9 protein-coding genes are annotated in these 11844 nt (G+C 63.1%); 7 read left to right on the forward strand and 2 right to left on the reverse strand.

From position 1 onward, the window contains the following. Positions 1-2: 2 nt before the first annotated feature. Together egtB and egtD are read right to left on the reverse strand one after the other, a co-directional pair. Positions 3-1175 carry an ergothioneine biosynthesis protein EgtB gene (egtB, locus tag ACI48D_RS11810; protein WP_435571413.1) on the reverse strand — a complete coding sequence of 391 codons (1173 nt, stop codon included), beginning with the start codon at positions 1173-1175 and terminating at the stop codon, positions 3-5. Continuing rightward, the gene (egtD, locus tag ACI48D_RS11815) at positions 1172-2140 is read right to left on the reverse strand and encodes an L-histidine N(alpha)-methyltransferase (protein ID WP_435571414.1); all 969 of its coding nucleotides are present in this window, start codon (positions 2138-2140) and stop codon (positions 1172-1174) included. The genes egtB and egtD overlap by 4 nt, the downstream gene beginning before the upstream one ends. A 166-nt stretch (positions 2141-2306) precedes the next feature. Here egtD and ACI48D_RS11820 point away from each other — a divergent pair, with 166 nt between their 5' ends. From ACI48D_RS11820 to ACI48D_RS11850, 7 genes are all read left to right on the forward strand, one after another. Then, on the forward strand, positions 2307-2921 hold the full coding sequence (locus ACI48D_RS11820) for an alpha-ketoglutarate-dependent dioxygenase AlkB family protein (RefSeq protein WP_435571415.1): 615 nt from the start codon (positions 2307-2309) through the stop codon (positions 2919-2921). A 218-nt stretch (positions 2922-3139) separates the two neighbouring features. Next, positions 3140-4591, forward strand: coding sequence for an aldehyde dehydrogenase (locus ACI48D_RS11825; protein ID WP_435571416.1), 1452 nt, complete (start codon positions 3140-3142; stop codon positions 4589-4591). Next, positions 4591-5886 carry an NAD(P)/FAD-dependent oxidoreductase gene (locus ACI48D_RS11830; RefSeq protein ID WP_435571417.1) on the forward strand — a complete coding sequence of 432 codons (1296 nt, stop codon included), beginning with the start codon at positions 4591-4593 and terminating at the stop codon, positions 5884-5886. Before ACI48D_RS11825 ends, ACI48D_RS11830 begins: the two co-directional genes overlap by 1 nt. A 137-nt stretch (positions 5887-6023) precedes the next feature. Beyond that, positions 6024-7457 carry an efflux transporter outer membrane subunit gene (locus ACI48D_RS11835; RefSeq protein ID WP_435571418.1) on the forward strand — a complete coding sequence of 478 codons (1434 nt, stop codon included), beginning with the start codon at positions 6024-6026 and terminating at the stop codon, positions 7455-7457. Between the two features lie 14 nt (positions 7458-7471). Continuing rightward, complete coding sequence (locus ACI48D_RS11840) at positions 7472-8686, forward strand: efflux RND transporter periplasmic adaptor subunit (RefSeq protein ID WP_435571419.1); 1215 nt, start codon at positions 7472-7474, stop codon at positions 8684-8686. Between the two features lie 8 nt (positions 8687-8694). Beyond that, complete coding sequence (locus ACI48D_RS11845) at positions 8695-10224, forward strand: MFS transporter (protein WP_435571420.1); 1530 nt, start codon at positions 8695-8697, stop codon at positions 10222-10224. A gap of 644 nt (positions 10225-10868) precedes the next feature. Further along, a complete protein-coding gene (locus ACI48D_RS11850) occupies positions 10869-11816 on the forward strand; it encodes a hypothetical protein (protein ID WP_435571421.1) in 948 nt (315 codons plus the stop codon). The last annotated feature ends 28 nt before the right edge of the window (positions 11817-11844 follow it).

The raw sequence follows: 11844 nt of genomic DNA on the forward strand, positions 1-11844 counted from the left end.
TATTACCTGGCCAGGCGCAGGCCGGCGAACTGCCAGCGCGCCTGCGCCGGGAAGAAGTTGCGGTAGCTGGCGCGGGCGTGTCCGGTTGGCGTAGCGACCGAGGAGCCGCGCAGCACGTACTGGTTCACCATGAACTTTCCGTTGTATTCGCCGACCGCGCCCGCCGCGGCTGCATAGCCGGGGTAGGGCGCATAGCTGCTACTGGTCCACTGCCAGCAGTGGCCGAACAGCTGTTCGACGCCTACGGCATCGCTGGCTACCGCGTGCTCCCACTCCGCTTCGGTCGGTAGGCGCGCGCCGGCCCAGCGGGCGTAGGCATCGGCCTCGTACATGGACAGGTGCGTGACCGGCAGGTCGCGGTCGAGCAGGGCAAGGCCGCGCAGCGTGAATTCATGCCAGGCGCCGTATTCGTCCTGCTGCCAATAGATCGGACGGGACCAGCCCTGGGCTCGGACGGTGTCCCAGCCTTCGGACAGCCACAGCGACGGATCGCGGTAAGCGCCGGCCTCCACGAACGCGAGGTACTCGCCGTTCGTCACCAGGCGAGAGAACATGGTAAACGGTTCGACGAACACGCGGTGGCGCGGCAGCTCGTTATCGAAGCAGAACCCATCCCCATCGAAGCCCTGGGCGCTGACCCCGCCCTCGAAGTCGATCCAGCGCGCAGGCCCGGTCGCACTGCCGGCCTGCGGCGCATCCGGACTGTAGACCGGATGCAGGGCGTTCTGCGCCAGCAGGTGCTTCACGTCGGTGAGGATCAGTTCCTGGTGCTGCTGCTCGTGATGCAGGCCGAGCGTGACGAGTTCTGCGAGCTTGCTGTCGTTCAGCTGTTGCGCAAGCAGTCGCAGGATACGGTGGTCCACATTGCCACGGTACGCCTGGACCTCGGCCAGCGATGGCCGCGTCAACAGGCCGCGCTGGGCTCGTGGGTGGCGTGCGCCGATACCGTTGTAATAGGAATTGAACAGGAAGCGAAAGTCCTGGTGAAAGGGCGCGAAGCCGGGCTCAAAGTGCTCGAGGATGAAGGTTTCGAAGAACCAGGTCGTGTGCGCCAGGTGCCATTTGACCGGACTGGCATCCGGCATGGACTGCGCCATGCAATCTTCGGCGGACAGCGGTTCAGCCAGTGCCAGCGTGTGCAGGCGCACGGATGCGTAGCGGGATGCGAGCCTCATCGTGCTCCGGCGGCAAAGTGCTGGGCCGGGCGGGCGTAGGCGAGCGCGAACCATTCCTTGGGATCGGTCCATACGTGCTCGAGGCGCCATCCGGTGCGCTCCAGCATGTTGGTGATCATGCTGAGCGTGTACTTGTGGCTGTTCTCGGTATGGATGGACTGGCCACGTACGAAATAGCGCATGCCGCCCTGCCAGCGCACGCTGACGTTCTCTCGCGCCTCCAAGTGCATCTCGACGCGCTGGCGCTGGGCATTGTAGAAGCTGCGATGGCGCCATCCCGAGACGTCGAAGTTCGCGCCGATCAGGCGGCTCACGTGGCGCAGGATGTTCAGGTTGAAAGCGGCTGTCACGCCAAGCGCGTCGTCATAGGCATCAGCCAGTACCGCGGGGTCTTTGATCAGGTCAATGCCGATCAGGAGCCCGCCGTCCGCATCACACTGGGCGCGCAGGCGGGTCAGGAAATCGACTGCTTCATCCGGACGGAAATTGCCGATGGAAGAGCCCGGGTAGAAGAACAAGCGCCGATGTGCGCCGACGGTGTCCGGCAGCGCGAAGCCTGCGGAAAAGTCCTGGCCAACGGCCTGCATGTCGACGCCCTTGAAACGGTGGCGAAGCTGCGCGACGGCGCCCTGGACAAATTCGCTCGAGATGTCGACCGCCACATATTGCGTCGGACGCAGCAATGGAAACAGCTTGGCCGCCTTGGCGCAGTTGGCGGCGCCGAGATCGACCAGGGTCGCGCCCGTGCCGCAGGCTTGTGCGATCTGCTCGCCATGGTGGCGAAAGATTTCGGCTTCGGTGCGTGTCGGATAGTATTCGGGCAGTTCACAGATCGCCTCGAACAGTTTGCTGCCCAAGGAGTCGTACAGAAACTTTGGTGAGATGTAGGGGGAAGGCGCTCTGAGGCCGGCAATCAGTTCTGCGTGCACATTGTGCTCGGCCGGGCCTGGAGGTGCTTTGGACATGGTCGTTTTGGTCATCCTGGAGAGGCAGGTCGCCAACGGCTGTGGTGGATCGCACTACTCTAGACCAACAAAAGCTTGCGATAAATGTTCTGCAAGAGTGCACACTTGAAAACATCCGTTTCAAATAGGCGATCGCTCGGCTGGTAAACTTCACGGTATGGAACCGATGTCCCTCGATCTTTTCGGCGCCACGCTGGCCGACGTCAACTTGTTACCCTGCGATGGCATCGTCAACGACTTCGGTGTCGTCTTGCCGCCGGTCGAGGCGGACGCGTTGTATGAGCGCTTGTTGAAAGGCTTGCCCTGGCGGCCCGACGTCGCGGTGGTGAACGGCGTGGCAGCCGAGACGGCACGTCATGCCCTTTGGTGCGCGGATCGGCCCTTCCGCTATGTCCATTCGGGTATCCCGCGCATGGCCGAGGCCTGGCCTGGCGACCTGCTCGACGACGCACGCCGCCTCGCCCAGGACCTGGCGCAGGTGCGTTTCGATTCTTGCGTCCTCAACCTGTACCACAACGGCAGCGAGGGGATGGCGTGGCACAGCGACAGCGAAGCTGCCTACGGACTGCACACGACGATCGCATCGCTGAGCCTCGGTGCCACGCGCAAGTTCGCCTTCTTGCACAAGCGTACGCGCGAGCGGCGCGACATGATGCTGCGGCATGGCCAGCTCATCGTCATGCGCGGCCAGACGCAGCGGCACTGGCTGCACGCGGTGGCGAAGACCGCCACCGTCAGCACGCCGCGGATCAGCCTGACGTTTCGGCGCTTTGACGGCTGAAGCGGCTGGCCAGTACTCTGACAAGAATCCGTCACCCATCTGTCCAGCATCCGCAGGACGCCTTTATTCGCCCAGACTAAGCTGTTCGTACAGCGCCGAGCTTTCCTGCCCAGGGCGCCCTGCCACAAGCAAGGCGCAGCTGTACGCGATCCGATCGACATCGCGTATCCGAAAAGCGGGCGCGGGCGCTCTTCCTCACGAACAGAACGGAGAATCACATGAACACCAAACTCATCATCGACAACCAGTACGTGCCGGCTTCCAATGGCGCGACCTTCACGCGTGAAAACCCGGTGACGGGCAAGGTTGTCACGACCGCCGCAGCCGGCACCGTGGAGGATGCGGTCAAGGCGGCGGATTCCGCAGCCCGGGCATTCAAGACCTGGTCCAAGACCAGCCCGACCGAGCGCCGCGCCTTGCTGCTCAAGGCCGCCGATGCGCTCGAAAAGCGGGCCCCGGAATTCATCGAGGCGATGGCGCAGGAAGTGGGCTCGGGCCAGGTTTGGAGCGGCTTTAACGTGATGCTGGCCGCAGGCCTGTTCCGCGAAGCGGCAGGCCTCGTCACCCAGATTCAGGGCGAGACCATCCCGAGCGACAAGCCGGGTGCGATCTCGATGACTGTGCGCCAGGCGGCCGGCGTGGTGCTGAGCATGGTGCCCTGGAATGGCCCGGTCGTGCTGGCCGCGCGTGCCATCGCCTATCCTATCGCCTGCGGCAACCCCGTGATCTTCCGCGCGTCCGAGGCCAGCCCGCGCACCCATCTGCTGGTCGCCGAAGCCGTGCTGGAAGCAGGTTTCCCGCCGGGCGTGCTGAACTTCGTGACCAATGCGCCGGGCGACGCGCCGGAAGTCATCGACGCGCTGATCGCGCACCCGGCGGTCCGCCGCATTAACTTCACCGGTTCGACCCGCGTCGGCCGTATTATCGCCCAGAAGGCGGCGACCCAGCTGAAGCGCTGCCTGCTGGAGCTGGGCGGCAAGGCGCCGCTGGTCGTGCTGGACGACGCCGATATCGATGCCGCAGTGGAGGCGGCGACCTTCGGATCCTTCCTGTACCAGGGCCAGATCTGCATGTCGACCGAGCGGATCGTCGTCGACAGCAAGGTGGCCGACGAATTCGTCGCCAAGTTCGCCGTGCGCGCGCGCGGCCTGCCGGCCGGCGACCCGGCCGAGAATCCCGCATGCGTGATCGGTCCGATGGTCAGCGCAGCCAACGGTGCGCGCCTGAACGCCCTGATCGAGGATGCCGTGAATAAGGGCGCCCAGATCGTCGCGGGTGGTTACGCCAACGGCGCCGTCATGCCGGCGACGATCCTCGACCGCGTGACGCCCGACATGGATATCTACGACGAAGAAACCTTCGGTCCGATCACGACCGTGGTGCGCGTGCAGGGTACCGAGCAGGCCGTGGAAGTGGCCAACGATACGGCCTACGGACTGTCCTCGGCCGTGTTTGGACGCGACGTGCACCGTGCCCTGCAGGTAGCCCTGCAGATCGACGCCGGTGCCTGCCACGTGAATGGCGCAACGGTCGGGAACGAAGCGCAGTCGCCGTACGGGGGCACCAAGCAGAGCGGCTACGGCAAGTTCGACGGCCGTGCGGTCATCGACGAGTTCACCGAGCTGAAGTGGATCACCCTCGAGCCGGCCAACCAGCCGTATCCCATCTGATGGACAATATCATCATCGTCGGTGGCGGCGCGGGCGGCCTGGAACTGGCGTGCAAGCTGGGCCGCAAGCTCGGGCGCGACCGCGTCACGCTGGTCGACCACGCCTTCTACCATATCTGGAAGCCGTCGCTGCACGAGGTCGCGGCCGGCACGATGGATATGCACAAGGAGGGCTTGCCCTACACGATGCTGGCCCACCATAACGATTTCACCTTCGTGTACGGATCGTTTGCGGGCCTGGATGCCGAAAACAGCGAGATCACCATTTCCGCGGTCGAGGAAGATTCCGGCGACGTGATCATCCCGCAGCGTAAGCTCGGCTACACGAAATTATGCATCGCCGTGGGCAGTACCTCGCACTACTTCAACACGCCCGGTGCGGCCGAAAACACGATCTCGCTGAACGGTCCGGGCGACGCCGAGCGCTTCCGCCTCGAGATGATCAAGCAGATGACTTGGGCGGAGAACCGCAAGGAGCAGGATCCGAGCGCCGGCGTCGACATCATCATCATCGGTGGCGGCGCTACGGGAGTGGAGCTGGCGGCGGAGCTGCGCGAGGCGAGCAACAAATACATCGACTATGGTTTTCGTCGCCTGGACGCCACAAAGGACATCCGCATCACGCTGTTGGAAGGCGCACCGCGCATCCTGCCGCCGCTGCCCGAAAAGGTCGCGGCTACGGCCACAGCGCTGCTGGAAGAGCGGCATGTGCGGGTTGTGGCGGGCTGCCGGGTCGCGCAGATCGTGCCAGGCCAAGTAGAGGATTCTACCGGTCATGCTTATGCCTACAACGTGTGCGTCTGGGCTGCGGGCATCAAGGCGCCAGCTTTCCTGGCCAGGCTCGGCCTGCCGACCAACGTCGCCGGCCAGCTGGAGGTGACCTCGACCCTCAACGTGAAAGGCAGCGCCAATATCTACGCATTCGGCGACTGCGCCGCGTGCACGATGGAAGACGGGCGACGGGTGCCTCCGCGTGCGCAGGCTGCGCACCAGCAGGCCGATTACCTGTACCAGGCGTTCCTGCGCCAGTCGCGCACCGGCCAGGCGCCGTCCGAGTCTTACGTCTATCGAGATTACGGTTCGCTGGTGTCGGTCGGGTCGCAGACGAGTGTCGGGACCCTGATGGGTTCGCTGAAGGGCCGATCCTGGTTCGTACGCGGCGGCGTCGCTCGCCTGATGTATGTGAGCTTGCACCTGCTGCACCATCGCGCCGTGCTCGGGTGGGTGCGCACCTTCGGCTTGGCCATGGCTCGGTCCCTGATCCGCCGGAATACCGCGCTGGTCAAGCTGCACTGAAGTGAGGGCATGTACACGGTTGCGATACATTGAGTTTCGCAGTTGCAATCATTTGCCTGAGCAATTAATATCTCAAGCTTAGAGGAGCGGGCTTCGCGCCCGCATTTTTTTCTCGTTGTATTTGCCTAGGCAATTAAATGCCAACCATGAGATCTTGTCTGAACAGTACGGCGGCGGTATGCCTGGCTGCCGCCCTGGCGGCGTGCGCCAGCTCCAAAGGCCTGCACACCAGCGCCAAGAAGCTGGACGCCGCCAGCTTGCAGGCCAGTGCGAGTCTCGCCCCCGCCAAACTGTCCGCGGCTGCGTGGCCGACCCAGGAGTGGTGGCGCCGTTATGGCGACCCACAGCTCGATGCCTTGATCGCCGAGGCATTCGAACAGAGCCCGAACTTGCAGGTCGCCCAGGCACGCGTACGCCAGGCGGCGGCCTTGGCCGGCGCCACCGAAGCAGCCGCAGGGCCGCAGGCCGGCGCCAGCGTGCGCAGCAATCGCCAGCAGTTCAGCGAACACGGCACCACGCCACCACCGGTCGCCGGTACCTGGAAGTGGGTGAACGAGGCGTCGCTCAACTTCAGCTATGAGTTCGACTTCTGGGGCAAGCACGAGGCGGCGATCCAGGCATCCATCGGGCGCCAACGCGCGAGCGAAGTGGACGCCTACGCCGCCCGGCTGGTGCTGGTGATCGGCATCTTGCGCAGCTACATTCGCTTGCAGCAGGCCTGTCAACAGCTCGACATTGCGGAAGCGACCCTCAAACAGCGCGAACAGGTGGTTGAACTGACCCGCCAGCGCGTGGCCGCCAGGATCGACTCCGACGTGGAGCTCAAGCAGGTCCAGTCCCAGGTGCCCGCTGCCAGGGTGCAGATCGCGCAGCTCAAGGAGACGCTCGCCCTGACCCGCAATGAGCTGGCGGCGCTGGCGGGGCAGGGGCCCGACCGCGGGCTCGCCCTCGCGCGCCCCCGGCTCAAGGAGACACGCAAGGCACTGCTGCCGAGCAGCCTGCCGGCGGAACTCATCGGGCACAGGCCGGACGTGGTCGCACAGCGCTGGCGTGCCGAAGTCGCCGGCAAGGAGACCGAGGTATCGCGCGGCCAGTTCTATCCGAACATCAGCCTGACCGCGCTGCTCGGCGTACAGCGGCTCGGATTCTCGGACTGGTTCACGACCGGCAGCCGGATCTCCGGCATCGGCCCGGCGCTGACGCTGCCGATCTTCGACTCGGGCCGGCTGCGCAGCAACCTGGCCGCACGCAACGCCGAGTACGACATCGCGGTGGAACAGTACAACGCGACCGTCATAGACGCGGTACGCGACGTCGTCAGCCAACTGGTTTCGCTGCGCTGGATCGAAGAGGAGCGCACGCAGCAGCGTGAGGCCCTCCAGACCTCGCAGCAGGCCTACGACCTGGCGCTGCAGCGTTACCGCGCCGGCGTCGGCAACTACCTGCAAGTGCTGGCCGCGCAGTCCCAGCTGCTGGCGAACCAGCGCTTGGCGTCGGACCTCGACATGCGCGCCATCGAACTGGACGTTGGCCTTGCCCGGGCACTGGGCGGCGGTCTGCCACAAACCTGAACCGAATCAGTTACATGACCCAACAAGACACCAAGCATACGGCGCCCGCTTCGGCACCGGCCCCAGCGCCCCGCCACAACAAGTTCGCCGCAGCCTGTGTCGCTGGCGGCGTGCTGCTCGCCGCAGCCGGCTACGGCGTTTACTGGACAACGACATTGCAGTTCCGCGAAGTAACGGAGGACGCGTATGTGGAAGGCAATCTGGTGCAGGTGACGACCCAGATCGCCGGCACCGTGACAGCCATCGCGGCCGATAACACGGACCGTGTCGGCGCCGGCCAGGAACTGGTCCGCCTCAACGACGTCGATGCCCGGCTCGCGCTAGAGCGCAGCGAGGCAATGCTGGCGAAGACCGTGCGACAGGTGCGGGCCCAGTACGCGTCGGCATCCCAGATGGAGGCTAACGTCGACCTGCGCCGCGCAGAGGTGAGCAAGGTGCAGGCCGACTTCGACCGTCGCTCGCAGCTCGTGAAGTCCGGCGCAATCTCGGGTGAAGACCTCGAGCACGCGCGGGAGGCAGTACGCACCGCGCAGGCTGCGCTGGCCTCGGCCCAGCAGCAGTTCGCGGCCAACCATGCCCTCGTCGACAGCACCGCGGTCGCCACGCATCCTGACGTGATGGGTGCGGCGGCGCAGCTCAAGGATGCCTACATCGCGACGGCGAGGACTTCGGTGCCGGCGCCAATCGCAGGCATGGTCGCCAGGCGCAATGTCCAGGTCGGGCAGCGCGTCGCCGCGGGAACGGCCCTGATGGCCGTCGTCCCTATCGATACCGTCTGGGTCACGGCCAACTTCAAGGAATCCCAGCTGCGCCACCTGCGCAGCGGCCAGCCGGTCGAACTCACTGCGGATGCTTATGGCAAGGACGTCGTCTACCACGGCAAAGTGGTCGGCGAAGAAGCCGGGACCGGTAGCGCGTTTTCCCTGATGCCGGCACAGAACGCCACCGGCAACTGGATCAAGGTGGTGCAGCGGGTGCCGGTACGGATTGCCCTCGACCCGCGAGAAGTCGCGCGCCACCCGCTGCAGCTCGGCCTGTCGATGCGGGCCAGCGTGGACACGCACAAGCGCGGCTGGCCTCGCCTGACTTCTGGCTTGGCCACACGCCAGTCATATCGCACTGAGGTCTTCGCCGACGAGGGCAGGGCGGCGGACAAGCTGGTGGCGAGCATCATCGCCGCCAACGCCGCTGCCAAGCGCGCCGGCAACGAGACGCTCGCGCGCAAGTAGGCCGGGCCATGCACATCGCTCCCCCGAGGCACCCGCGCCTGCTGCTGCTGACGATCTTCCTGCTTACCGCGACCGAATACCTGCAAAGCGGGATGATCGCGTTCGGCGCAGGGCCGATCATGGGCGAGATCGGCGCAGCGCCGGAAGAATTCAGCCTGATCAGCGCCATGTACGCCTGCGTCGCGGTGGCGGTCATCGCCAAGCAGCGCTGGCTGGCCGAGCGGCTCGGCTGGCGCCGTTTCGTGCTGTGCTCGCTGGCCATCTTCATCTTTGGCGCGGGGCTCTGCGCCACCAGCGACACGACCTCGCAGTTCATGGCGGGCCGGATCGTGATGGCATTGGGTGGCGGTACCTTCATGACCTCGTCGCGCTTGCTGGTCAACTTGTTCCCACCCAGTCCCTCGCGCTTCACCGGCATCAAATTCTTCGCCACCGCGCTGGCGGTGGGCAGCTCCAGCGGGCCGTTCCTGGCGTCCGTCGCGGTGTCACACGACGGCTGGCAGTGGATTTTCGTGCTGCTGATCGGCCTCGCAATCCTTATCGGCGTGTTGGCGCTGATCTGCCTGCCGAGCGAGGTACCGCATCATGAACTACGCACACAGTCGCACCCGGTCATGCTGATGGCGCTGGTGGCCGGCACGTTCTTCATGCTGTACGCCTTCCAGCGCTCATACTACGATTTTTACAGCGACCTGCCGATGCTGCTTGCGGCGGGGCTCCTTGGCGTACTGGCGCTGGGCTACTTCGTGCGCGGCATGCATGCGGGCGAGCGGCCACTGCTGCACCTGCGCGAGCTGTGCAACAAGCGCTATTGGGCCGGCGTCAGCCTGTTCACCTTCTGCTATGCGCTGATGGGGGCCACCAATTACATGCTGCCGGCGGTGCTACAGCGCGGGCTGGGCTTCGCCTGGGAGACGATCGGCCCGGTGCAAGCCGCAGGCTTGGCAGCGACAGTACTCACCTGGGCGGTCATGTCCTTTGTCGTGCCCAAGCGTCCAGCGGCGAAGCAGTACTACCTCGTCGGATTCCTCGCGCTGTCGGTGTTCGGCTGGCGCGTCAGCAGCCTGAGCCCGCAAGCCGACCTCTGGACCGACTTCGTCCCGGCGCTGGCCTGTTACGGCGTGTTCGTCATGCTGGTGCTGGCGACTACCGCGATGCACACTTTCCGTGAGGTGCAGCACCACGAGACGGTCTTCTCGCATGCCCAGCAGCTCAAGAACATGCTGGCCCAGTTCGGATCCAGCCTGGGCATTGCGCTGGCGACGGCCGGGCTGCAAGGGCGCATGGCGGCACACTATACGGCGTTGAATGGCCGTTTCGTGGCTGGTGATCCGGCGTATGGTCAGGCCCTGCATACGCTTACCGAATCGCTGGCGCAGCATGGGGCTGCGCAGCCGGCCACAGTGGCCTTGGCGAGCCTGGCGCAGGCGCTGGGTCAGCAAGCGACATTGATGGCAGGGTTGGATTACTTTTGGCTGGTTGGACTCGTCGGTCTGGTGGGCGCGGTCGTAATGGTGGGGCAGCGTGTACTAAAGTGATCGGCGCTGGCACCCATGTGCTTCAGTTGTGAAGACTGATTCCAACGCGACGAATTCTAGATGCGCATATTCGAATATGGTGATGCGCGAGCCTTGGACTACGCGTGCCTTCGCGAGCGATTTTGAACAGCCGTTCGACATGATTATGTATGTAGTTTGCCAAACCGGCAGGGCGACGATTTAGCCCGCCCCTGCGAAGCTTGCGGCTATACTGGACAAGGTGGAGCGAGCATCGCGCTTCGCTGTTATTAATAGAATGCCGACTGCCGGTCCTATGTCCACTTGGCGCTGCGGCGGTTGAATTAGCGTTAATTAAGTTTGCAAAATAGCTCTAAAAGGTATTTCCTCCATGCTGATGCCGGTGATGATTTACTGCGAGATGCTGGAGGATGCCACGCGCTGCGCTGCACTGCATAGTGCTCGTCGGATAAATCCTTGTTTATCCCCGGCGCCATGTGTGCCAGGAAACCTTAACTTGAAAGCGTTACACATTCCCATAAAAATTTGAGGCCGTTTGATCTGCCCGATCACCACGGCTCTCAATTCGCTGCCCTTCAACTATATTTTTTTAGATGACAGTCAGTATTGTGCCGTCCCTGTATCGTACACCCCGAGGAAAACACCCTACTCACGTTGTGCGAATCATGTCCCCGAGTGGGATCTACCCAGCGCAAAATATTGCCGGACTTGAAAGCCTACTATACCTCAGTAAAACGCTCAGCTTTTCAGTTGCTTCGTTCAATCCTTACGAGCGGGCTAGTTTCGGATTTTATTCCGAGATGGAATGGGCTACTCTAAGCGAAATCCGCTTGTATGCTTCGGTATTACTTTCGACTAGGTACGAGGGATCGTACCTTGCTGTATATCCATATCGTTACCCCATCTATTTGCGCGTTTCCGAACCTTTAGACCGTCAGCATACCCATCGGAAAATACGTGCGGCAATCTTCGATTACATGGATCGATATTCATGGCAGCATGGCGTGTTTCGGGGGGTGAGCGCCCCACCAGCTTTTGGCGGCGGGTCATATGACTTCAGGAATAATGCGATCCGTCCGAGCTGGCAACGCGTGCTATATTCGCAGATTGACATCGAAGACCATCTGCTGATGAGGGGACTGTCTACGTTACTTCGCGCCATCATGCTCTGGCGACATGCGCAGTTTGCCGAAGAGGCCATCAACACGATTTACATATCGCTGGAGGCTTCGTTTAGCCTCATAATGCGGGCACTGAAAGCACGCGGGATTAAAAACCCCACATCGAAAAACGCGGCGAAATTCGTTCGAGATGCTTTTTTTGAGGAAACACCAGAAATGCGGTACTTCGAGGAATTTTATGACAATCGAATCAAGTCGCTGCATCCCGAGTCCCGCTTTGGTCTGTTCCCACACGCGCCAGCGATGATCGATGACTTCATCCATTTGCGTGACTCGCTGATCGCGATATACACGTATCTACTATCCGGGCTCATCGATCCATCGCTACTGCAACAGACAATGGCGCAAAAGAACCGACACGATGAACAGATGTATGGAACTACACTGCAACTCACCCGCTTGTGGCGCGCGGATCCGAAACGACGGGTGTAATTTAAAAAAGACTCTTTTCGGTGCTGAT

The organism is Massilia sp. LXY-6, from assembly GCF_051233485.1.
In the GTDB taxonomy this organism is placed as follows: domain Bacteria; phylum Pseudomonadota; class Gammaproteobacteria; order Burkholderiales; family Burkholderiaceae_D; genus Telluria.